General features: G+C 57.0%; 20 protein-coding genes. 10 read left to right on the top strand and 10 right to left on the bottom strand.

The window, feature by feature from the left end:
• Position 1: 1 nt before the first annotated feature.
• Positions 2–589 carry a TetR/AcrR family transcriptional regulator gene (locus tag BLS30_RS08495; RefSeq protein ID WP_090228047.1) on the bottom strand — a complete coding sequence of 196 codons (588 nt, stop codon included), beginning with the start codon at positions 587–589 and terminating at the stop codon, positions 2–4.
• Between the two features lie 114 nt (positions 590–703).
• Here BLS30_RS08495 and yghU point away from each other — a divergent pair, with 114 nt between their 5' ends.
• The 3 genes from yghU (at position 704) to BLS30_RS08480 (ending at position 3,442) form a co-directional block, all read left to right on the top strand.
• Positions 704–1,591: a glutathione-dependent disulfide-bond oxidoreductase gene (yghU, locus tag BLS30_RS08490; RefSeq protein WP_090228045.1), complete on the top strand. Its 888-nt coding sequence runs from the start codon at positions 704–706 to the stop codon at positions 1,589–1,591.
• A gap of 158 nt (positions 1,592–1,749) precedes the next feature.
• Positions 1,750–2,661 carry a VHL beta domain-containing protein gene (locus BLS30_RS08485; protein ID WP_090228042.1) on the top strand — a complete coding sequence of 304 codons (912 nt, stop codon included), beginning with the start codon at positions 1,750–1,752 and terminating at the stop codon, positions 2,659–2,661.
• Positions 2,662–2,740: 79 nt separating this feature from the next.
• Entirely contained in the window at positions 2,741–3,442 is a 702-nt protein-coding gene (locus BLS30_RS08480; RefSeq protein ID WP_046479531.1) for a class I SAM-dependent methyltransferase, read from the top strand.
• Between the two features lie 14 nt (positions 3,443–3,456).
• Here BLS30_RS08480 and BLS30_RS08475 read toward each other — a convergent pair whose 3' ends face one another.
• On the bottom strand, positions 3,457–4,389 hold the full coding sequence (locus tag BLS30_RS08475; protein ID WP_244512396.1) for a DMT family transporter: 933 nt from the start codon (positions 4,387–4,389) through the stop codon (positions 3,457–3,459).
• A gap of 295 nt (positions 4,390–4,684) precedes the next feature.
• On the opposite strand from BLS30_RS08475, the gene BLS30_RS08470 reads away from it, so the two are divergent.
• The 3 genes from BLS30_RS08470 to BLS30_RS08460 are packed head-to-tail and all read left to right on the top strand — an operon-like array spanning position 4,685 to position 7,813.
• Positions 4,685–5,839: an MlaE family ABC transporter permease gene (locus BLS30_RS08470; protein ID WP_090228036.1), complete on the top strand. Its 1,155-nt coding sequence runs from the start codon at positions 4,685–4,687 to the stop codon at positions 5,837–5,839.
• A gap of 9 nt (positions 5,840–5,848) precedes the next feature.
• Positions 5,849–6,625 carry an ABC transporter ATP-binding protein gene (locus BLS30_RS08465; RefSeq protein WP_090228033.1) on the top strand — a complete coding sequence of 259 codons (777 nt, stop codon included), beginning with the start codon at positions 5,849–5,851 and terminating at the stop codon, positions 6,623–6,625.
• A gap of 9 nt (positions 6,626–6,634) precedes the next feature.
• Complete coding sequence (locus BLS30_RS08460) at positions 6,635–7,813, top strand: ABC-type transport auxiliary lipoprotein family protein (protein WP_046479535.1); 1,179 nt, start codon at positions 6,635–6,637, stop codon at positions 7,811–7,813.
• A 78-nt stretch (positions 7,814–7,891) separates the two neighbouring features.
• On the opposite strand, the gene BLS30_RS08455 is transcribed toward BLS30_RS08460, so the two are convergent.
• On the bottom strand, positions 7,892–9,121 hold the full coding sequence (locus tag BLS30_RS08455; RefSeq protein ID WP_046479536.1) for a pyridoxal-phosphate-dependent aminotransferase family protein: 1,230 nt from the start codon (positions 9,119–9,121) through the stop codon (positions 7,892–7,894).
• 581 nt (positions 9,122–9,702) lie between these two features.
• Positions 9,703–9,993 (bottom strand): GlsB/YeaQ/YmgE family stress response membrane protein, encoded by a 291-nt coding sequence (locus BLS30_RS08450; RefSeq protein WP_046479537.1) that lies wholly within the window; start codon positions 9,991–9,993, stop codon positions 9,703–9,705.
• 362 nt (positions 9,994–10,355) lie between these two features.
• Between BLS30_RS08450 and BLS30_RS08445 the strand changes: the two genes are divergently transcribed.
• Together BLS30_RS08445 and sugE are read left to right on the top strand one after the other, a co-directional pair.
• The gene (locus tag BLS30_RS08445) at positions 10,356–12,752 is read left to right on the top strand and encodes an arylsulfatase (RefSeq protein WP_090228030.1); all 2,397 of its coding nucleotides are present in this window, start codon (positions 10,356–10,358) and stop codon (positions 12,750–12,752) included.
• A 188-nt stretch (positions 12,753–12,940) separates the two neighbouring features.
• A complete protein-coding gene (gene sugE, locus BLS30_RS08440) occupies positions 12,941–13,273 on the top strand; it encodes a quaternary ammonium compound efflux SMR transporter SugE (RefSeq protein WP_046479538.1) in 333 nt (110 codons plus the stop codon).
• Here sugE and BLS30_RS08435 read toward each other — a convergent pair.
• The 4 genes from BLS30_RS08435 to BLS30_RS08420 all read right to left on the bottom strand — a co-directional run bounded on the left by BLS30_RS08435 (position 13,242) and on the right by BLS30_RS08420 (position 16,394).
• Entirely contained in the window at positions 13,242–13,784 is a 543-nt protein-coding gene (locus BLS30_RS08435; RefSeq protein WP_090228028.1) for a DUF1772 domain-containing protein, read from the bottom strand. The genes sugE and BLS30_RS08435 overlap by 32 nt on opposite strands.
• Before the next feature lie 37 nt (positions 13,785–13,821).
• Complete coding sequence (locus BLS30_RS08430; RefSeq protein ID WP_076605358.1) at positions 13,822–14,373, bottom strand: TIGR00645 family protein; 552 nt, start codon at positions 14,371–14,373, stop codon at positions 13,822–13,824.
• A gap of 116 nt (positions 14,374–14,489) precedes the next feature.
• On the bottom strand, positions 14,490–15,158 hold the full coding sequence (locus BLS30_RS08425) for an extensin-like domain-containing protein (protein WP_076605359.1): 669 nt from the start codon (positions 15,156–15,158) through the stop codon (positions 14,490–14,492).
• Between the two features lie 483 nt (positions 15,159–15,641).
• Entirely contained in the window at positions 15,642–16,394 is a 753-nt protein-coding gene (locus BLS30_RS08420) for an alpha/beta fold hydrolase (protein ID WP_046479541.1), read from the bottom strand.
• Between the two features lie 139 nt (positions 16,395–16,533).
• Between BLS30_RS08420 and BLS30_RS08415 the strand changes: the two genes are divergently transcribed.
• Complete coding sequence (locus BLS30_RS08415; protein ID WP_046479542.1) at positions 16,534–16,788, top strand: zinc-finger domain-containing protein; 255 nt, start codon at positions 16,534–16,536, stop codon at positions 16,786–16,788.
• 91 nt (positions 16,789–16,879) lie between these two features.
• A complete protein-coding gene (locus tag BLS30_RS08410) occupies positions 16,880–18,064 on the top strand; it encodes an FAD-dependent monooxygenase (protein WP_090228025.1) in 1,185 nt (394 codons plus the stop codon).
• Here BLS30_RS08410 and BLS30_RS08405 read toward each other — a convergent pair.
• Positions 18,061–19,506: a TrkH family potassium uptake protein gene (locus tag BLS30_RS08405; RefSeq protein WP_244464964.1), complete on the bottom strand. Its 1,446-nt coding sequence runs from the start codon at positions 19,504–19,506 to the stop codon at positions 18,061–18,063. The genes BLS30_RS08410 and BLS30_RS08405 overlap by 4 nt on opposite strands.
• Before the next feature lie 296 nt (positions 19,507–19,802).
• Positions 19,803–23,456, bottom strand: a complete 3,654-nt coding sequence (locus tag BLS30_RS08400) for a hydantoinase B/oxoprolinase family protein (protein ID WP_090228022.1) — start codon at positions 23,454–23,456, stop codon at positions 19,803–19,805.
• Between the last annotated feature and the right edge of the window lie 62 nt (positions 23,457–23,518).

Here is a 23,518-nt window from a genome sequence, read left to right as displayed (position 1 = left end):
TTCAGTCGCGGGGAGCCAACAACGCGAGGGTTGGGGCTAGGACGCCTTCGAGGAGGGCGCGTTCGGGGCGGGCGCGGGCGAGAACGCGAATACCCATCAGGACGCCGAGGAGGTGCCTTGCGAGATCGTCGGCCTCGATTGACCGTGTAATCGTGCCGCTTGCCTGGCCGGCTTTCACACAGTCGAGAAAGAAGGTTTCGACGCGTTTCATGGCTGTGGCGACGACTTTGCGGAATTCCGGATCGTGTGGGGCGACTTCGAGGGCTGCGTTCACGACCATGCATCCCTTATGCTGACGGTCGCTCAGTGAGCGCTTCAATACTTCTTCAAAGAATGCGCCGATCGCCTCGCGCGGCGGCAGAGCTTCGCAACGCTGTATCCGGTCTGCAATGCTGTCCTCGATGTAGTAATCGAGCGCTTTCTGATAGAGCGCGCGTTTGTCGCCGAATGCATTGTAAAGGCTTGCGCCGGTCAAGCCCGTGGTCTCGATCAGATCGCGGACCGAGGTTGCTTCATAGCCCCGGCTCCAGAAACATTCGGTTGCCGCGTCGAGGACAGCCTCTTCGTCAAACTGTCGCGGTCTTGCCATTTCGTCGCCTGCTCACATTTGCGCTATCAGAGTCTTGTCAGAAGGCTCGTTGCATTGCATTTTAGAACGATAGAACTAAAACACAAGCTACAGGCGGCTCAAAAGAAGCGAACCATGGCAAACGCTCCCGAATATGTACCTCCGAAGGTCTGGACCTGGAACAAGCCAAATGGCGGCAAGTTCGCAAGCACCAATCGGCCGATCGCTGGACCGACGCATGAGAAGGCGCTGCCTGTCGGGCGGCATCCGCTTCAGCTCTACTCGCAGGCAACACCGAACGGCCAGAAGATCACAATCATGCTGGAGGAGTTGCTCGCGCTCGGCCACAGCGGTGCTGAATATGACGCGTGGCTCATTCGGATCGGTGACGGCGAGCAATTTGGAAGCGGGTTCGTTGAGGTCAATCCGAACTCGAAAATTCCGGCGTTGATGGATCGCTCGGGTCCGGAGCCTATTCGTGTTTTCGAGTCCGGTGCCATCTTGCTTTATCTCGCGGAGAAGTTCGGTGCGTTTTTACCGACAGAGCTGCGCGAGCGAACGGAATGCCTGTCCTGGCTGTTCTGGCAGATGGGGAGCGCGCCTTATCTTGGCGGCGGCTTCGGTCACTTTTACGCGTATGCACCCATCAAGATTGAGTACGCCATCGACCGCTTCGCCATGGAAACGAAGCGTCAGCTGGATGTGCTCGACCGCCGCCTCGGCGAAAGCCCGTACCTTGCCGGCGACAATTATACGATTGCCGATATCGCGGTGTTTCCATGGTACGGCGGACTTGTGAAGGGCTGGCTCTACGATGGAGCCGAGTTCTTATCGGTCCATGAGTACAAAAACGTGATGCGTTGGGCTGATGCAATCTTTGAGCGCCCGGCCGTGACGCGCGGACGTAAGGTCAACCGCATCTCCGGAAGCCTGTCGAGCCAGCTCCACGAGCGGCACGATGCTGATGACTTCAATACGAAGACGCAGGACAAGATTGCAGGGCAGGAAGCAAGCGCGTCCTGATCAGCAACGAACGTGCGAACGGATTGAAGGCACCCCTTTCGGGAATTTTTTGCGAAAATGAGTTCGTCGACGATGCTGTGGAGACACCACCGCGTTGTTGATCGTTCTTATGCTGACTATGGTCACATATGGCGTGGCCATAGTCAGGATATTCAATAATGCAGTGGTTTTTCTCGCGTTCTGTTTTGTTCCTGCTGTTTTTTTCAGCGATGGTTTCTCAGCCCTGGAGCGCAGGCCAGGATTTGGGTCGCGGTTCGGCGTTTGCGCAGGATGCGGACGCCGTTGCCGCGAAAGAAGCATTCGAAGTCGCTAAGGAGCTTGGTACGGCAGATGCCTGGAACGCGTTCCTAGCAAGCTACCCGACAGGCTTCTATGCCGATATGGCGCGCGCTTACTTGAAGAAGATGGGCGGGCAGTCGGAACCCGCCACCGTCCCCGTCGTGTCGTCAGGTAAAGCGTCCGAACGCCAATGTTCTGAGCGCGCGGAGTTGCGCTCGCAAAGCTCCAGCGAGCCAACCAAGATCACATTCGTCAACAAGTCCGGGATGTATCGCGCCTTCCTGTGGATCGACTTCGAGGGCAATCTGCAGGACTACGGCGGCCTGAACCCCGGCGAGCAAATTACGTTCGATACGTATCGCACTCATCCCTGGATGGTCGCCACCGGTCCGGGAGACTGTCTGCAGATCTTCCTGCCTGCAGCCGAGCCGGCCACGGTAGAGTTGTTCCGTCTCGATGCGGATAACCCAAAGCCTTCAACACCGCCAAGAGCCAAGCCGACGGAGGCAAAGAAGAAGCCCCTCGTGTGCGGCAAGAACTACAAACTCCGGAACGGTGAGTGTGTGCTGCTCCAGAATTGCGGAAAGAACGCTTATCGCAGTGCGGAGGGTGATTGCTATTGCAAGAAAGGCTACCAGCTGCGGAATGGCAAATGCGTCTGGCGTCAGGACAAGCAGGGCTTTGAGGTAGAACCATGGAAGAAGCCGGGCTGCAAAACCTGGCAGGCTCAATGCAATAAGGGCAATGGTAATGCCTGCCGTAAGTACGAGGAAACCTGTCAGGTTAATTGAGCGCCTGTTGCATCGCATTGACCGCTTCCAAATCATGTAATATCAAATGTTACATGATTTGGAACTCGAGAGGTCATGTATGCGAGCCGACGATTCCGTTAAAGCGATACTGGAAACGTTCTCCGATCCGGAGCATGTGGCGACATACGCAGAAGGGCCGCCGCGTTTTGTGCCGGGCTACAGCTCCCTTCATCGCATGACCGGGATCATGCTTGCGGAGAAGGCTCCCGCGGATGCGCGTGTGCTCGTCCTTGGTGCTGGGGGTGGTCTTGAGATCAAAGCACTGGCTGAGGAACAGCCGGGTTGGTCATTCGTCGGGGTCGATCCGTCGGCAGAGATGCTGAAACTGGCCGAACACATGCTGAAAGACCATTCACCGCGTGTGCATCTGATACAGGGATATATCGACGACGCGCCGGATGGGCCTTTCGACGCCGCGACGTGCCTGCTGACTTTGCATTTTCTCGATGCCGACGAGCGGCGGCGTACAGAGGCCGAGATTCAGCGCAGGCTCAAGCCCGGTGCGCCCTTCGTCGCTGCGCATTCGAGTTTCCCCCAGGGCGATGGTGAGCGCGGCCGGTGGCTGTCGCGATATGCTGCTTATGCGGTTGCCTCGGGCGCAGATCCGGAGAAGGTGGAGCAGGGACGTTCCAAGGTCGAGGCTAGCCTTTCCCTGTTCTCCCCGGAGCAGGACGAGGCGCTTCTGCGTGAGGCGGGCTTTTCGAACGTGACGCTCTTCTACGCGGCGTTTACCTGGCGTGGCTGGGTTGCCTACGCTTGACGGGTGTTCGGCGGCTAGGGGGCAGGTGGTGCAGGGTGGCGCCGTTGCAGGAAGCGGAGATTCTCTTTCCGGAGAGTCGTCAGCAAGACAGCGAATGTCGCGAGCACGAGACCGAAAATTTGCATCAGGTCCAGCGTTTCGCCGAACATGAAATGAGCAATGAGTGCAGTGACACCCGGTACGAGGTAGAACAGGCCGGCGACGGTCGCTACCGCGTTTTGGCGGATGAGCAGCATCAAAAGCGAGATGGCCCCGATCGAAAGGACGAGGACCAGCCACGCGAGTGCGAAGATGAAGTTCGGCGTCCAGTTCACTTCGCGCGTTTCGAATAACAGCGCGCCAGCGCTAACGATGATAAGGGCTCCGATGTACTGCCACACGGCACCGACCAAAAGATCGATGCGCGTAGCGAAACGCTTTTGGTAGAGCGTTCCCATGGTGATGGCACAGAGGGCAATCACGCTCGCCAGGATCGTGTAACCGTTGATGCCCGTGCCCGCAGAAGTTGCGAGATCAAACTTTGGGGCGAGGATTAGGATCGCCCCGACAAGACCGATCGCCAGACCGAACCAGTTCTGTGCCGAAACACGTTCGCCGAGCAGTGGCCCAGCAAGAACCGAGGTCATAATGGGCTGTAGCGATACGATGAGGGCGGCAACCCCGGCAGGCATTTCCCGATGGATGGCCCAGAATACTCCGCCGAGGTAGAAGCCGTGTATGAGGGCGCCTACGACGATTGCGTGCCCGCGTTCGTGCCAGCCGCCAGCTCGCTGCTGAAAAAATAGTGCAACGGGCAGCAATAATCCCAGCACGAGCAAGAATCGAAGCGAGAGGAATGTGAACGGCTCTGCGTCCGGCGCGCCAAGCCGAGAGCCGATGAAACCGGTCGACCAGAGAACCACGAACACCAAGGGCGCGACGCGCATCAACATCTGTGAAGTCACCACTCATGATCCTCAGAGCGACGGGGTGAATGTTTGCTCGACCGTCCATGATTCTTTGGGCTGACTGTACAGCCGCAGGAACAGTTCGGCGACTGCTTCTGCATCCTAGGAGCCAGGCGCGTGTCAGCCGATAGGGGGAGGACCTCTACGTCGAGGCCGGGTCCTAGGTTGGCCGCACGAAGACGTGAGCAGATTACGGCGCTTTTTTAATGTTACTCTCGCCCCACCTAGGGCGCTGCGCTGTCTAGCGATAAGATCATTCGTCGTCCGCATATCTTGTACACGGAATAGAGCGCGCATGGACTCTGCGCTGGTATCGAGCAGTTCTCCGACCCTAACCTTTTCGCGACGGGAAGGACGCGTGGTGTTTGTCGCGGCAGGCAACTGGACCGCCGCGTACGCCGATGCTCTTGAAGACCTTGTTGAAGGAGCCTCGGCCCGGATTGCTGAGGAACCACTTTCCGCTTTGGACCTGAACGCGGTCGCGGAACTCGACACCTTTGGCGCCGTCTTTCTAGAGCGGTTGCGGCACCAGGGTGGTAGGCCTGAAAAGAATATCCCAGTCAATGGCCTCGCTGAGCGCCTTCGCCCTCTTTTTGAAGAGGTAGACAGTTCCATAGTCGCGCCGCAGGCCGTCAATGTTCGCGGCAACGCCCTCGTCGACTACCTGTCAAATGTCGGAAGAGCCATAACGGGAATCTGGAGTGACCTCGTCGCGCTTGCTGCGATGCTTGGCGCGATCTGTGCATCGGTGTGGCGCATTGTTTTGCATCCATTGCGTTTTCGATTGACGTCTGCCGTTCATCATCTTGATCGCGTGGGTTGGCAAGCTGTGCCAATCATACTTCTTATTACATTTCTTATTGGCGGGATTATCGCCCAACAGGGGATCTTTCACTTTCGCAAGTTCGGTGCCGACGTCTACGTCGTGGACATGGTCGGCATTCTTGTGTTGCGTGAGATCGGCGTTCTGATTGTTGCGATCATGGTCGCAGGGCGTTCGGGAAGCTCCTACACAGCTGAGCTTGGCTCGATGAAGATGCGTGAGGAAATCGATGCCCTAGAGACTATGGGGCTCGATCCGGTCGAGGTGTTGGTTCTGCCGCGTGTCGTTGCGTTGGTCATTGCGCTGCCGATCCTGACCTTTCTCGGTTCGATGTCGGCACTGTACGGCGCGCAGTTGGTGGCGTGGCTCTACGGCGGAATGAGCCCCGAAATTTTTCTTACGCGGCTCAAGGAGGCAATCTCGATTACGCACTTCAAGGTTGGAATGATCAAAGCGCCGTTCATGGCACTGGTCATAGGGATTGTGGCGTGCGCTCAAGGCCTTCAGGTTAAAGGCAGTGCGGAATCGCTAGGATTGCAGACTACGGCCTCTGTTGTGAAGGCCATCTTCTTGGTCATCGTGCTTGATGGGCTTTTTGCCATCTTCTTTGCGTCAATCGATATGTGAGCCAAGCGCATGGATCCAATCATCAGGATACGGGATCTTGTGGTGGGCTTCGGTGATCGCACCGTCCTTGATCACGTAGACTTGGATGTGAACCGCGGTGAGATTTATGGACTGGTGGGCGGTTCGGGCAGCGGAAAGTCTGTCTTATTGCGAACGATCATTGGTCTTTTATACGCGCGGCAGGGAACGATTGAAGTTTTGGGCGTACGCTTGAATGGGGCAACGGAAACCCAGCGTCGAGCCATCAATCGACGATGGGGGGTTCTGTTTCAGCAGGGTGCGCTGTTCTCCTCTTTGAGCGTTCTTCAGAACGTTCAGTTTCCCATGCGCGAGTATCTGAATCTCACGCCTGACATGTTGAATGACATCGCGCGGGTGAAGCTCGAAATGGTGGGGCTCAAGTCCACCGATCACGACAAGCTCCCTTCCGAGCTTTCGGGGGGGATGATCAAGCGTGCCGCGTTGGCGCGCGCCCTTGCTATGGACCCTGAACTTGTATTTCTCGATGAGCCGACGTCGGGTCTCGACCCCATCTCTGCTGGAGATTTCGACAGTCTGATCCGAACGCTTCAGAAGACGCTAGGGCTTACCGTTTTTATGATCACCCATGATCTCGACAGCCTCTATACGGTTTGTGACCGTGTTGGTGTCATTGCTGACGGCAAGGTCGTGGCGTCGGGGTCGATCCAGAGCATTTTGGAATCGCCGCATCCCTGGGTGAAGTCTTACTTCCGTGGACGTCGGACGCGTGAGCTTGGCAGTCATGTCTCCGATGCAGCCAGTTGAGATCTGAAAATGGAAACAAGAGCACGATACGCGCTGATCGGTTTGTTCGCACTCGGTGTGATCATTGCTGGATTTGGTTTCGTGTATTGGCTGCAGGGTGCAGGTGGCATTCGACAACGAGCGACCTACCAAATTCGCTTTGAAAGTCCGGTTTCAGGTTTGCTCGTCGGTTCGAATGTTCTGTTCAATGGCATACGGGTTGGTGAAGTGACGTCTCTCGATCTCGACCCCAAACAACCTAAGCAGGTTATGGCAACGATCGCTGTTGATCCGTTCACACCGGTTAAGCGCGACACCACGGTCGGTATCGACTTTCAAGGATTGACGGGAGCGCCTGTGGTTGCTCTTTCCGGGGGGAGCGCTGAAGCTTCAGTCTTGACGGCGTCTGATGGTAAGACACCACTTCTTCTGGCGGCGCCCAACGTCGGTGAGACGCTGACTCAGTCGGCACGCGACACCTTGTCGAACCTTGACAAAATTCTTTCTGACAATTCGGCGCCTCTGCACGACGCTATCAGTAATATCAGCACGTTCTCGCAGGCTTTGGCGCGAAACTCCGACAAGGTTGATGGGATATTGGCGGGGTTGGAGCGGATGACGGGTGGCACGGCTGGTAAGCCGCCTGTCCCCGTCTACAGTTTGACTGGTGTACGTGACCTGCCGCCCTGCACACAGACGATCGACAAGCAGCTTGTCGTTCCTGATCCGAGTGCGTTGATGTCCCTTAGCAACAATAAGATTCCCGTGAAGGGGGCTTTGTCCGATCCTCATGCGTTCGACAATGGAGAGCTAGCGGACGCTATTCCGGCTATTGTTCAGGCCAAGGTCATCGAAAGTCTTGAGAATACGAAGTGCTTTCGGTCTGTGACCCGGCCGATAGACGCGTTGGAAAGTGACCTGCAGTTGGTCCTGGATATTCGGACCTTCGCGATACTCGCCGGACCGGATCTCAAGGCCGATGTCGACATCTCCGCCAATCTCGTTTCGAGTGACGGCAAGGTTCTAGGATCGCGAGTTATCCATGAGATGGCAGGTCTAACAGCGCCGGACGCATCGGACGCTGTCGCAGCGCTGGATGGTGCATTCGGGAAGGCGCTGAGGGTTTTGATCCCTTGGGCGACGGGCTTGGCGCGTTCTGCTCATGCGAACGCGGAGCCGTTGCCTTCGTCGAAGGCAGGTGAACGCTGATAGGTGTTTGGTGGGTGAGTGGTCGTCTGCGGGTTTTGAGTGGCAGGCCGGGCGCGTCAACGCCCGGCCCTTCAGCGCTTAAGCGGCTTGTGCGTAGTAGGACTTGAGACCGTTCAAAACGTTCTGCTTGTCGAAATTTGCGCCCATTTCGAGCATTTCGTCAGCGAAGCGGTTGACGATTTCCGCGATTTGCTCTGCTGAAAGCTGGTTCAGGATGCCAATGCGTACCTGGACAGGCTCAGACAGAGTTGGCCAGATGCCGAAGCCTTTGGCGCGTGCATTCGCGACGAGGTCCTTTTCTTTGCCCCGCAGCTTGTCTGGGAGGTTCAGAACGACGAGGCTCGTCATGTCGGAGGTTACTTCGCAGCCCATGCTCTCAACGGCCTGGCGCAGCGCTTTCTCGTGGTAGGCGTAGTCGGAAGCCTTCCGACGACGTCCGTAGCCGAGGATAATGCGCAGCGCTTCATGGAACGCGGCGATCGCGTAGCACGAATGCGTCTGGTGATAGACGGCATTCGGCACGTCCTTACCATCGACGATGCCCCAGTGACGCGCGTCGAGGATTGGGTGGTGCACGTAAGTGCGGCAGCCGCGCTTCTTGACCATATCGATGGCCTTGTCGGTGAAGCTCACTGGCGCGTAGGTGAGCGGCAGGGACAGAACCCCCTTTTGCGGACACGACGCCCAAGCGACAACGCCAGGATAGTCATCGATGTTGAAGTCGGCGACGCCGAGGCTGGAGACGGCGTCAACGATGCCCATTACGCCATGCTTAAGGCAGGCATCTGAGAAACCTTTGAGGTCGTTGATGCGGCCGGAGCCTGTTTCCCAGTGCGCCATGAAGGCCCACATCGGCTTATGCTCAGCCAATGCCGCATCGACGGTTGCGCCCGTCACGGACTGGCCATGTGGCGTTTCAATGATGCTGACGCTCGCCGGCTTTGGATTGAGCGGGTCGGCGGCCAATTCTTCGGCAGTCGCAGCCTTCATGCGAATGGTCAGGCTGTCGATGCCGGAGAACGTACCGTTCGGGAACGCGACGACCTTGTCGCCTGGCAGGATCATCGAGAGCACGCAATCGAGACCGGAGAAGCCGGTGCCGGCGACGCCATACGTGTAGACGTTCTTGGTTCCCCAGAGGTCGCGCAACATCTCTTTGGCTTCGATCATGCCGCGCACAACGTCTTTTTGCATGTGGTCGGCAATGCCCGTCTTGGCGAAGCGTTCGAGCACGCGTGGATCGGTATTGCCCGGGCCCGGCCCGGCGGCGAGTGTTGCCGGAATCTCGAGGGATGGGTATATCGTCATAATAACCTCTGGTTGCATTTCGTTCGACAGTAGGTCTGAGGCTGTCCGCGATCATCCGATCTCTTCAGCTGCGCAACCCAGAAGAGCCTTGAAATGCGGATGGCCATCGGGCCGCTCATACTACGAAAGCCTAATGAGATGAGTTGCACAAGTGCAATTCTCGGGAATAACGCGCGACCCATTGACAGCTGCTTGGTCCGAATGGCGCGGTACCCAGGGAAATAACCCTCAGTTATCCCAGTAGATCGTGACATTTTGGCCGATAGCGATGCCCGCAGACGCGTTTTCGCGCCCCATACAACCTGCTGTTCCAGTTGCTGATCGTATGCGTGCGATTGTCGGGGTTTCGGCCGATTACGCTGATGTAGGCAGGGGCGCGGGTCGCTTGATTCCCGCTCTCGTAGGGGCCGCGCCAGGTCTGGGTAACTCGACCGTCGGGCTACTGTGGCGTGGCCTGTCAGTGCGTCGAGAGCCAAGCGCCGGTAAGATGTGCCATGTCTATCATCTACATCTAATCTGGGGCGGCTTATGGCTAAATGTGGTCAAGGGACAGAGGCCGTGACATGTCCTTTTGCTCTATGTCACGGGGTGGATTTGTAGCGATCGTAGAGCCATTTCGCCAAGAGCACTAGGAGAGAGCCTAGGACAGCCGCGAGTATGTCGCGCAGTGAGATCGAGATTCTGTCGAGGTCTGGCCAGATGCCAAAGAGGCGGAACAGCATTCCTCCGACCAGTGCGCCCACGAGGCCCAGGGCGATATTCGAGGCTAGGCCGAATCCCTTCTTGTCCCAACGCACAATCAGGCCTGCAAGGCTTCCGCCGATGATCCCGATGATCACCCAGACGATGATTTGGTCGATGGAAATGGACATGGTTGTTTTCCGATAAGCTGATTGAGCTGGACGTAAAGTAATTTCGCTCGCGATTTTGACGCGGTCAATTCTCCGTATTTGAAATTAGTTAGCCGATCTAATTTTCCTAAATCTTCGGCAGGCTTGTCGGACACTTTCGTATTCAGATTGACGTTCAGAGGATGTCCACCAGTTTTACGTGGTGGGTATGAGGGTGTTCGCACGCTATTGCTATGGCTTTTTAAGTCGACGTCGTAACTGCAGTCTATTGCGTATATAATTTGTTTCATCAGACGCGTGATTTTTGCGGAACCCTTGAACTCGAACGGCGTTGGGGCGGCAGGGAAGGGGATGGGCGCTACCGCTTCGAGCGGAGTTTTCCCATGCGTGAAAAGTTTTCGGCTCTCCTGGCTGGAGCTGCGACCCTCGCCTTATCGGCTCTCTTTTTTCCTGCTTCTGCCCAGACGTCGGGTGCTGGTACCGACACGGTATTGCCTCGACCTGAGGCGCCTTTCAAAGGGGAGATCGGCGAAACGTATAAGGACTCGACGCCTGACTTTCCGCGCCAAGTGCATGCACCGGAGGGGGCTCCGAACGTCCTTGTAATTTTGCTCGACGATGTGGGTTTCGGTCATGCCGGAACGCTCGGAGGTGCGGTGAAGACCGCGACGATGGATCGCCTCGCACGCGACGGCATCGTGTTTAACCAATTTCATACCACGGCCCTTTGCTCCCCTACACGCGCGGCGCTTTTAACGGGGCGCAATCATCACAGCGTTGGAACGGGCGTTATTATCGAGATGGGGACAGGGTACCCCGGCTATACCGGCATTGTTCCACCTTCTGCTGCCGGATTGCCGGAGGTTTTGCGGCTCAACGGGTACGCGACTGCCGCCTTTGGAAAATGGCATAATACGCCTGCAAACGAAATTTCGCCGGCCGGGCCTTTCGACCGTTGGCCCACGGGACGAACATGGGGATTTGAGAATTTCTACGGCTTCATGAATGGCGAGACGAGCCAGTTTTATCCTGTTCTTTATCAAAATACGTCACCCGTCGCGCAACCGAAGCAGCCCGATCAGGGATACCATTTCACTGAGGATATGACCGATCAGGCCATCGGTTGGCTTAACCGGATCAATGCAACAAACCCTCAAAAGCCGTGGTTTCTCTATTATTCGACGGGGGCGATTCATGCGCCGCACCACGTGCCCAAAGAGTATCGGGAGAAGTACCGCGGCAAGTTCGATGCGGGATGGGATAAGTACCGCGAAGAAACCTTCGCACGGCAAAAGCAGCTCGGCGTCATTCCGGAAAACGCAAAGTTGACACCACGTCCTGATGAAATTCCAGCGTGGGACGATCAATCTGCAGATGCCAAACGCATCTATGAGCGTTTGATGGAAAATTACTCCGGATTTCTGGAGCACACCGATGTTCAGGTCGGACGCCTGATTGATACAGTCCGGGCTGCGGGTGAACTCGATAACACGCTCATCTTCTTCATTGTCGGGGACAACGGAGCTTCTGCTGAAGGCGGATTAGAAGGAACGGTCAACGAAATTGCGAGCATAAACGGCATTCAACTTGGGCTTGAGGGCTTGAAGGAAAAATTCGACGAAATTGGCGGGCCGGAAACGGAACCGCATGTTCCCGTCGGTTGGGCCTGGGCTGCGGATGCCCCTTTTAAATGGACGAAGCAGGTAGCTTCTCATTTTGGGGGGACCCGCAACGGACTGATTGTTCACTGGCCTAAGGGCATGAAAAGCAAGGATGGGTTACGCACGCAATTTCATCACGTCATCGATATTGCTCCGACAATTCTTGAAGCCGCGGGTATTCCGGAGCCCACCATCGTCAATGGCGTTGAGCAGAAACCCATTGAAGGTGTCAGCATGAAATACGCCTTCGATGACGAGGCCGCACCATCTCACCGTACGGTGCAGTATTTTGAAATGCTTGGGAACCGAGGAATCTATAAGGACGGTTGGATGGCGACCACACGACACGGGCGCCTGCCATGGGAAACGGCAGGAGCTCAGGGAAACTTCGATTCCGACAAATGGGAACTCTACAATTTGAATGATGACTTTACACAGGCGAATGATTTGGCGCAGCAGTTCCCAGATAAGGTCGAAGCCTTGAAGTCCGCGTTCATGGAAGAGGCCCGCAAATATAATGTTCTGCCCCTCGATGACAGAATGTCGGAACGGTTCGATGTGACGTTGCGACCTAATCCGTTGGCTCATCTTAATTCGGTTGAATACGGAGCGGGTGTGACCGGGATAAATGAAGCCGCGTTCCTAAATACGCATGGTGTTCCATTCAAGATTACAGCGAATGTGGAGGCGAATGACTCGGATGCCGAGGGAGTAATTGCCGCTATCGGCGGTATCACTTCGGGCTGGTCACTTTATGTGGCCGATGGAAAGCCGGTATTCACATACAACTTTTTCGATGTTGAGAAATATTCCGTTCAGGCATCGGAAGCCCTTCCGGCTGGCGCGGCAACAATCGAGGTGGACGTTGTGCCGACTGAAGCTGGCGCAGGCAAACCGGCGGACGTCACGCTTCGGATGAATGGCCAGCACGTTGGAGAAGGGCGGGTGGAGCGAACCGTTCCCTTTGCCTATGGGGTTGAAGGTTTTGACGTTGGGATGGATACCGTATCCCCCGTAGACAGCGACGAGTACCAGTCACCGTTTGCATTCACTGGGATGATCAAAGGCGTCACTGTAGAGCGTCAGCCGGAGAGTGTTTTGGAACGCGCAATAAAATAGGTTTGGGTTCGAAACGCACTCTTCAACTGGGAGAGTTGGTCCACACCGGCGGCATTATGTCGGTGTGGGCTCGTTTGTCTTGACCCTGCGAATAAGGTGGTTATCTAGCTTGGTGTGCCCGCGAGGACGACCTCGCGTTTTTCTGGGCGCTTTAGCCGGGACGACCTGGCTGACGGTAGAGGTCAGTCATGGCTCAGCAAACGGCGTGGATTATCCTTATCATTGCCGGCGTTATCGAGATCGGTTGGGCGATCGGGTTGAAGTACACCGAGGGCTTTAGCCGACTCGTTCCTTCGCTTCTGACGATATCGGCGATGGTGATCAGTATGTACCTGCTGTCGATCGCCGCGCGGCATCTTCCTATCGGTACGGCTTACGCCGTGTGGGTGGGTATTGGCGCTCTTGGCGCAGCAATCCTCGGAATGTTTCTTTTCGGTGAGTCTCGCGATCCGATCAGACTGGCTTGCCTTGCTTTGATTGTGATCGGCGTCATTGGTCTGAAGACGTTTTCGCGTAGTTGATGGTTACGTGATGCGTGCTTTCAGCCTGCCGGTCGCGTCCGCGCGCGAGGGCCGCTATGATCAAGGCGCTCATTGCCAGAAGCTGCAAAGCTGCACCGGCTAGGTGGGAGTATTCCCATTGCCGGCGCAATGTCTCCCAGTTCGGCGGAATGCTCGTCCAGTTCACGGTCGCTACGTTGGCCGGGTAAGTATAGATCCAAAATAGGGCCTGGGCGGCAATCAGACATAACAGAGCGAGAATAGCGAAGCCGCGCACATAGGGAGCGTGTCGCGCCAAGATGATGACCGACATTATCGCGATAAGTTGGAGAAACAGCACGTAAGCGAGCTGGTTCCAGCCGCGATAGGTTTGCTGGACCGTGAAGTACTCGCTGACCGATAGGCCGATTTTGTTGGGTAATTCCAACGCATGAGCGAGTGCCGCCCCGAGTGCGATGGCTGTTGCAAGCAGAGCGAAGAAAAGCGCGACGTCACAGCTTATCGAACGGCGCCGTATCCCATGAACGTGCATGGGCGAAGAACGTCCTGTGGATGTCTGCGTTCCACGATCAGTTTTTCTTCGCGGGTTTTGCGGTGAGGGCGATGCGATCGACGATTGCTAGAGCAATGGCACTGGCGACGAAGGCCAAGTGGATGAGCGTCGACCACATAATTTTGCTGTCCTCATACTGAGGCGCGTTGAGAAACACCTGCAGCAGATGAATGGATGAGATCGCAACGATCGCGGACGCGATTTTGACCTTCAAGCTGCCGGTATCGATCTTGCCAAGCCATCCGAGTTCGTTGTTGCTCGCTTTATCGAGGCGGCTGACAAAGTTCTCATAGCCGGACAGCATCACCATCACCATGAGGCTTGCAACGAGGCAGGCGTCGATCAATCCCAGCATCGCAAGGATGATTTCGTTGTCGTTGAGTACAAATATTTTCGTCGCGACTTTCGCGGACTTTGCGATGAAGGAGATCGCGTAGACACCAAGAGAAATGGCTAGGCCGAGATAGAATACGACAAGGATCCATCGGCTCGCTAGCAGTGAGTTCTCGATAAATGCCTCTATGAGGTCGCCCGTTTTGCGAGGCGTCTCAGGGGTGGGGTCGCTCATGCGCTTCTCCGGAAACAACAGCCCGCCCTAATAGCTTGCTGCTTTTTTCCAAACAAGCAGGGTGCGGCAGCGCGGCGCGCTCGCACTGCGTTATATTTCTGGCGCCGTTCATTCTGCTAGCGGCAGACTTTTCGCGTGCCGCCGCGACGGGCGAGGTCCATGTGGAAATGATCGTGGTGATTGCTGTCGTAGTTGGGCCCGAGCACTGTTGTGAAACGCTGGCAGGCGCCTTGATGTACAACGCGAAGGAAATCTCTTTCGTCAGGTCTCCCTCCCCAGCCACGCGTGACGCTGATGGTACGGCCATTGGAAAGCTCGAAGCCCGATACATCCAAAGCGTTGGCGTGGCCGTGTTCTGAAAGCTTGGCACCTGAAACGTGGTTCATGGGGCGACAGCCGTAAGAGGCGGCGACTTTTATGCTCACTAGGTCGGCGTTGAAATAGTGACGCGCGGCCGGAATAACCGATCGGCGGACCCAATCGTCGACTGGGTTGATCATCGGGCATCGCAAGAGGGCAGCGGGTCTCATTGCGACGCGCCCGTTATCGGCAGCCGACATCTCAAAGGGACGCTCCGCTCCGCAGACACTCGGTCCGCCCAATGCTGAGCGTGTCCGAATAAAGGGACTTTCGCGCACGACGCCGGCAGCCAGACACGCTCTTTCGCTCTCCGCGCGCCAAGGTTCGTATTTGGCGACGAAGTTCGTGGATGTGCCACAGCTGGCTGCGAGAAACGCAACGAGAAGGCAGGCTGATATGTTTACGCTTTGTATACGGACTGACATCGGTGGGGAGTTTACTGAAATCTGCTAAATATCCGGTGAACGCCCACCTTCCCCAAACGATGAAATGACCTAAAAATCCGGCTTTACTTCGGCCTTACGGCGGCATGAATCAGTATGCCGCATTCATCAAATATATTGTTTGGCAACGCGAGAGCGCCGCTTATCCACAGCCGAATGTGGCGTGGTGTTCGCAGCTCAGGACTCTGGGGACCGCTTGTGCTATTTTTTCTCTTGTCCAGGCTTGCGATTAGGGTGCGGCGTTCGCAGGGTTCCACTGGATGGCTAACACACTCGTATTGCGTTGCAGGTATCGCGTAATGTGTGAGCGAATGGTGTAAAGGCTCCGGCTGTTTTGCTACCGGATGATCTGTCGACATTCCCCGCGTTTGTCTTTGACGGATCCCCATGGTGGCTTGGCTGGGGCCTTTACTGCGTTCGTTTGTGCAGGAGCCAGTCTGTCGAGGGTGTTGCCGCCCCGGTTTGTCAGTCGTTGCGCGAAAGAAATTCCAAGACAGCTTTTTTGTAACCCGCGTCCCCGACGGCCTTCATATGGTCGCGCCCTGCAATTTCGTAAGCTTCGGCCCCTGGGATCAGCTTAGCTAATTCAACTGCGGAACCACCGATTACATCGTCACTGCCGACGGCCACGAGGACGGGACACGAAATCCGTGCGATATCCTCTCGTGTTATGGGGTCGCGACTTGAGCGAATGCAGGCGGCGAGCGCCTTCAGGTCGCTTTTCGTCTGCTCGGCGAATGCACGGAAGGTTCGTGCCGTCGGGTTTGCAACGTCGTCAATGCTGTCAGCTTCGAGCGCATGGGCGATCGGCCCGGTTCCGGCCATCCCGCGGACCATGTTGAAGCCCAATCCGGCGAAGATGGCGGTGCGGACCCGCGTTGGATGCGCCAGGGCCAGGAACGCACATATGCGTGCGCCCATCGAATATCCCATAACATCAGCGCGTTCGATCTGGAGATGGTCGAGCAGACGGCGGCAATCCTCCGCCATCAGGGGAGCCCCGTATTGTGCTGTGTCGTAGAGCTTTTCGCTCTGTCCGTGGCCACGATTGTCGATGGCGATAACGCGCCTTCCGGCCTTTGTGAGGGTCGTGAGCCAATTCGTTGCGGCCCAGTTCATGGCGACATTGGATGCAAAACCGTGTACGAGCAGTATTGGTGGTCCGTGCCCTTCGTCGAGATAGGCGATTTCGACACCATCGGACTGGAAGGTCTGCATAAATCTCGGGCCTTTTTGGTTGAGAACGATGGGATGTTATGGTTCCCGGCGACGTAGCGGCGCATGTGTTCCCCTACCATCGCGATCGCCTGGCGGCTATCGTGTATTGGACGCAAAAATTTCGAGAGCAGCGAGAGACATGGCTGGCAATATCATTCCACATTTCGCTAACGATGAGGGTGTTGAGAGAATCTCCATCGGCGTAAAGGAATTTAACTGCATGGGTGCGCGGGACCCGTACGATCATCCTCACGTCTATCTCGATATGGGCACAGACAACGAGATCATCTGTCCCTACTGCTCGACGCTTTACGTTTATGATGCACAACTCGGGCCTGAAGAGAGCGTTCCGGCTGGTGCTATTGTACACGAGGCCGCCGGTCGCGCGGCCTGAGCATTCGAGTGACGTCGCGGTAGGGAGCGGTGATGGATCAAGAGCTGCGCGGTGCGTTGGAAACCGCCGCTCGTGATGTTGTGCAGCCCCGATGAGCAAATTTGATAGTGTCTTACTCATCGCCGGTGGCGGTATTGGTGGGTTGGCAACGGCTTTAGCCCTGGCTCGGCGTGGTTTCGCTTCGCATGTCTTCGAAAAGCGAACGGTATTTTCAACCGAAGGCGCCGGCATTCAGATTGGTCCTAACGGTGGGCATGTGCTCGCTCTTCTCGGGCTTCGTGAAGCGCTGCGATCCAAGGCTGGAATTCCACACGCTGTTCGTGTCCATGATGGACGTAGCGGTGGGGTGCTTTGCCGGATACCACTGGGTGATCACATCGCACGGCGCTACGGAGCGCCCTACTGGGTCTTTCATCGTGGCGATCTTCATGCTGCGTTACTCGATGCGGCACGTGATTGCCCATTGATCACGTTGAGCTCCGGCGCGGAGGTAACGGGTCTCTCCCAGGGTGCGGACACGGTGTGTGCCGAAACAGCAGATGGGAGCCGGCTAGAGGGTGCGGGGCTAGTTTCAGCGGACGGCCTGTGGTCCGGTTTGAGATCGCAATTTTTCGGTGAACGAAGGCTGGTGTTCTCAAATCGTAGCGCGGCGCGCGCGGTCCTGCGGATCGAGGACGTACCCTCAGGGATTTCCAGTAGCGACGTTGGGCTTTGGCTCTCGGACAAGGCTCATGTCGTTCATTATCCCGTGCGCGGTGGAAGCGAACTCGCACTCGTTGTCGTTCGGCACGATGAGTCCTCCGCACCGGGTTGGAGCGCGGACGTGTTGCCGATGTGGGTGCGGGAGGGTGTGCGAAGTTTTGCGCCTGTTCTTCAGGATCTTGTCTCTGCTGTCTCAGATTGGCGGAAGTGGGGACTTTATGATTTGCCCGAACCTCCCGCGTTCGTGAATGGGCGTGTGGCGTTGCTTGGTGATGCAGCGCATCCGGTTCTGCCATTTTTGGCGCAGGGTGGTGTGATGGCGCTCGAGGATGGTTTCGTGCTCGCTCAGTGCGTGGCGGCACATGAGGACGTTAGCGCGGCGTTTTCGGCCTATCAGTTCGCTCGCCGACAGCGTGTCCTTCGGGTGCAGGGGGCCTCACGGAAGAACGGCCGCATCTATCATTTGCAAGGGGCCTTGGCGACGGCGCGTAACCTTACGCTGAAGGCTGCGCCTCCCGGTATGCTTTTGTCTCAATATGATTGGCTTTACGGCTGGCACCCCGATGAGGGCTAGCCCCGCCAAAATTCAATCCGGAATAGAACGAGCACGGTGAACAGTTCGAGCCGGCCGAGCAGCATCGCGAAGGATAAGACCCATTTTGCTGCGGCAGGCAGGCTTGAGAAGTTGCCTGCTGGACCGACGATATCGCCGAGACCGGGGCCGACGTTACCAATAGCCTGGGCGGACGACGACATGGCGGTCACGAAGTCGAGGCCCATAGCCGACAGGACGACGGTGAAGATGCCGACGGTCGACATGTAGATTGTCAAAAACGCGACGACGGAGAAGGGCACGTCGGCTGGCAATCGTTTGCCATTGTAGACGAGAGTGACGACCCGGTTGGGACTCATGAGGTGGACGAAGTGGCTTCGCGTCAAAAGCGCGGTGACCTGAAGCCGATAAATCTTAATGCCGCCTGCCGAAGAGCCAGCGCAGCCGCCGATAAAGGTTACGAGGAAGAACAAGCCAACGGCGAAGGGGCCCCACTGCATGTAGTCGGAGCTGGCGTAGCCCGTGGTCGTCATGATGGAGGTGAGGTTGAACGCCGACATGCGTAGCGCAGTTGTCGGCTCAAGGCCGCGTGCCGTGATCAGCCAGAATGTCATGATCAGCCACAGCCCAATGAGAAACATCAGGAAGCCGCGAACCTGCGTGTCGCGCCACAGCGCTTCAGGGTGATTGCGCATCGCTTTGACGTAAACGACGAACGGCAGCGCGCCGAGAATCATGAAGAGGACACAAGCCCACTCGAGCGCTGGCGAGCGGAAAAATCCGAAACTCTCATCGTGGGTTGAGAAGCCCGCGGTCGAGACTGTCGAAAGGCCATGACAGATGGCATCGAATGGCGTCATGCCGAGTGCCATGTAGACCGCGATGCACGCGACGATGAGCCCGACGTAAACGCCGGCGATCGCCAATGTCAGCTCGATGGCACGCGGGAGAACTTTTTCGGATTTATCTGAGCTTTCCATCTGGAACAACTGCATGCCGCCGACCCGCAGGAACGGCAGCATGATGATCGCGGTCAGAATGATACCGATGCCGCCAAGTCCCTGGAGAATGGCTCGCCAGAGAAGGATACCCCGTGGAAGCTGGTCGAGCTGGGTCAGGACTGTTGAACCCGTGGTTGTCAGTCCGGACATCGCTTCGAAATATGCATCGGCGAATCCGAGTCCGAGCCCGGCAAAAGGTGCAGCGGCGAAAGCAGCCACCGTTACCCAGCATAGCGTCGTCAGAAGGAAGCCTTCCTTGATGCCAAGAGGGGCGGGCTGGTCCTCGTAAGCGACGAGGATCAGGAGACCTCCGATGAAGAACGTCGCTACGGCTGAGGTGAAAAAGACGCGCCAATCCTCGTGGCCATCGGCCACGTCCACGACGGCCGGGAGCACCATCGCGGCGGCAATGGTGCACAGGATCAGGCCCAGTGCGAAAAGAATCGGACGAAATTGGATCAAATCAGGACCCCATATCGGCGCAACGGCCCAGAACCTGCGAGGTCCGTTTGCTGAACGTCAATAGCGTGGTTTACGCCGCTGATATCAAGCATGTTTTCTATCCGCTGCTCGATCTCCGGCAAAGCGTTTGCCCCCTAAAGCCATATCTGATGAGGGGAAGTTGCCCATTGGCGACGGTTTAACTTGCATCCGGCGCGCCCCGTGCAGTGTCTCGGATATTGGTAAAGCGCCCGTCAAGAGGAAGGTTAACAATCTATTGCCGCGCTTGGGTTGAAGAGGACATGCAAGTCAGGATGTCAAGCGCTGCTCGCCGGGCCGAAGCCACCGCCTGTTGGCGTTTCAATGATGATGGCGTCACCGGGGTTCAGAGCCGCTTCGTCACATCCCTTAAGATGTTCGATGTTTCCGTCGACTCGTCGCACGCTATTTGCGCCGATCTGGCCGGGTTCACCTCCTTCAAGACCGAACGGGTGCACGCGACGGTAGCCCGACAAGATTGCGCTGTGCATTGATTCTAGAAAACGGATCACACGGCGAGTGCCATCGCCGGCGCGATGGCGTCCAACACCTCCAGATCCGCGCCGGATTGAAAACTCTTCAAGAACGACTGGATAGCGTAGTTCCAGAATTTCCGGATCGGTCAACCGTGTATTGGTCATGTGGACCTGGACAGCGGCGGCTCCATCGAAATCAGGTCCTGCTGGGGCGCCAGAACAGATGGTTTCGTAGTACTGACGATTTTCGTCACCGAAGGTTAGGTTGTTCATTGTGCCTTGCGAAGATCCCAAACCGCGTAAGGCCGCGAACAGGCAATTGGTTACGACCTGACTGGTCTCTACGTTGCCTGCAACGACGGCGGCCGGATAGCGCGGCTTCAACATGGAGCCTTCCGGTACAACAATTTTCAACGGCCGTAAGCAGCCTGCATTCAGAGGTATGGGCTCATCGACCATAACGCGGAAGGCATAGAGAACAGCAGCCCGTGTCACGGGTTCGGGGGCATTAAAATTATCATCGCGTGCGGGAGATGTGCCGGTGAAGTCGATTGTGGCTTCGCGCGCTTCGCGATTGATTTTAATTGTCACCTCTACGACAGAACCAGAATCTGTTTCGACCCGGTGGTGCCCGTCGCTTAGTCGTGAAATCAGGCGGCGGATGCTTTCCTCCGCATTGTCCTGCACGTGACCCATATAGGCCTGGACAACTTCGCGACCGTAGAGGGCGAGCAGTTTTCCGATCTCGGCGGCCCCACGGGCGTTGGCGGCAATTTGTGCTTTCAGATCGGCGATATTTTTGTCGGGCCGGCGGGCTGGATACTTGGCTTCCGTCAGGAGCGCCATGACTTCGGCTTCGAGGAAGCGGCCATCGTCAACAAGCTTTACGCAGTCGATCAGCACGCCTTCTTCCTCAATTGTCTTGGCGCGTGGGGTCATGGAACCGGGGGATAGGCCACCGATGTCCTCATGGTGGCCCCGGCTTGCAACAAAGAACAAGATTTCGGAACCCGCGTCGTCGAACACCGGCGTGATGACGGTGATATCGGGTAGGTGCGTGCCGCCATCGTAAGGTGCGTTCAACATATAGACGTCACCGGGACGCATGTTAGCTCCTTGCCGACGGATGACTGTTTCGACGGAGGCATCCATCGAGCCGAGGTGCACCGGTACGTGCGGTGCGTTGGCGACGAGTGCGCCTTCGGGTGAGAATACGGCGCAGGAAAAGTCGAGACGTTCCTTGATGTTCACGGATTGCGCTGTCAGGCGGAGAGCTTCTCCCATCTGCTCGGCCACAGCCATGAACAGGTTGCTGAACACCTCAAGGAGTACCGGATCGACGTTCGCATCCGCTGCTTGACGACCGCGGGCTTCCTGGCGCGCAAGTACAAGATGCGACCTTGCCGTGACATCGAGGCGCCAGCCGGGTTCAATGACGACTGTCTGGTGCGGTTCGATGACGATTGCGGGGCCAATGAGGTGGTGGCCGGGTGCGAGGTCGGCGCGGGTGAAGACGTTCGCATCGTGCCACGCGCCATTTGAAAAGAAGCGCGATTTGCGTGTGATCACCGGCGATGCCGTCCCAGTGTTTGTTCCGGCATTTGCTTCTATGGTTTCAGGATCGTTGCCGCCGCCGACGGCTTCGACTTCAATAGCCGCGATGAACAGGCGCTTTTCCGGGGAAAGAAATCCGAAACGCTGTTTGTGGGCCGCTTCGAAGTCGTCGCGCATGATGCCAGGTTCGGAGAGCGGCACCGCGAAAGAGGTGTCGGAGCCTTCGTATCTCAGATGAGCGAATGTGCTAATAGCGATGTCATCATGCTCGACATCTTCATCGAGAAGTTCTTCGGTGACGTCATTGCCGAGACGCCAAGCGATGTTTTCGACATCGTGCATGGCGGCTGGTTCGAGCAGTTTTTCCAATGATTGCTCGCGACTGGCGCGGACCTTGGCTAGGCCGATGCCGTAAGCGGATAAAAGACCCGACAGCGGATGAACGAGGACGGTGTCGATCCCGAGATTATCGGCGATGAGGCATGCATGTTGGCCTCCAGCAGCGCCGAAGCAATTGAGCGCGTAGCGGCTGACGTCGTGGCCGCGTTCGACCGAGATCTTTTTGACGGCATTCGCCATGTTCTCGATGGCGATGCGGATGAAGCCGTCGGCCACCTGTTCAGGAGAGCGGCCATCGCCTACTTCGTCTGCCAGCGCCGTGAAGGCGGCTTTAACGGCATTGTGGTCGAGTCGTTCGTTACGGCCAGGTCCGAAGATCGCGGGAAAGAGGTCCGGGATTAGCTTGCCCAGCATGACGTTGGCATCAGTCACCGTGAGGGGGCCGCCGCGGCGATAGCTTTTGGGGCCGGGATCGGCGCCGGCGCTATCGGGGCCGACCTGGAAGCGCTGGCCGTCGAAATGCAGTATCGAGCCGCCGCCTGCCGCGACGGTATGGATCAGCAACATGGGTGCGCGCATACGCACACCGGCAACTTCCGTTTCGAACGTACGTTCGTATTCGCCGGCAAAGTGGGACACATCGGTCGAGGTTCCGCCCATGTCGAAACCAATGACGTGTTCGAAACCCGCCAGTCGTGCGGTTTCCGCCATGCCGACGATGCCGCCTGCGGGTCCTGACAAGATGGCGTCACGGCCCTGGAAGCGGTCTGCAGCCTTGAGGCCGCCGGATGAAGCCATGAACATCAAGCGTGAGGCTTCTGACGTGGCGCCGTCATCATCGTTGTCGGATAGCAAGGCGCCGGCCACGCGATCTACGTAACGGCGGAGTATTGGGCTCAGATAAGCGTCAGCCACGGTGGTGTCGCCACGGGCGATGAACTTGATGAGCGGTGAAACCTCGTGACTCGCTGAAATCTGGGTGAAGCCTAATTCGCGGGCAATTTTTACGGCTCGGGTTTCGTGGTCTGGATGCGCATATGCGTGCATGAAGGCGATGGCGACGGAGGTGAAACCGTCTTCGCGAGCCTGCGTGAGGTCTTGTTTGAGGCGCTCTTCATTGAGTGGGGTTAGTACAGACCCGTTAGGGAGGATGCGTTCGTGCGCGCCGATGGCTCGCGCATACAGCATCGACGGCTTGACGATGGATTTGGCGAAAATCTGGGGGCGGGCTTGATACCCGATTTCGAGATGATCTTCGAGCCCGGCGGAGATGACCAATACTGTCGGTTCGCCTTTGCGCTCCAACAGAGCGTTTGTCGCGACCGTTGTTCCCATCTTGACGCTGCGGATGCGATCGGAGGGAATCGCGGATTCCGAGCTCAAGCCGAGAATTTGGCGGACGCCTTCAAGTGCTGCGTCTGAATAAGCGCCAGGGTTTTCGGAGAGGACTTTGCGTGTCTCGATCCGGCCTTCCGGGCCATATGCGACGATATCTGTGAACGTTCCGCCGCGATCAATCCAGAACTGCCATCTGGAGGTGCGGCTCGATGCAGTGTTCGTCATTATCTAGCCGCCATCCCATCATGCCAATCTGCTGAAGACCAGCTAGCTGGTGACGGTATGAC

The organism is Filomicrobium insigne (assembly GCF_900104305.1).
Taxonomy (GTDB): Bacteria; Pseudomonadota; Alphaproteobacteria; order Rhizobiales; family Hyphomicrobiaceae; genus Filomicrobium; species Filomicrobium insigne.
This window is presented reverse-complemented; position numbering and strand designations above follow the sequence as displayed.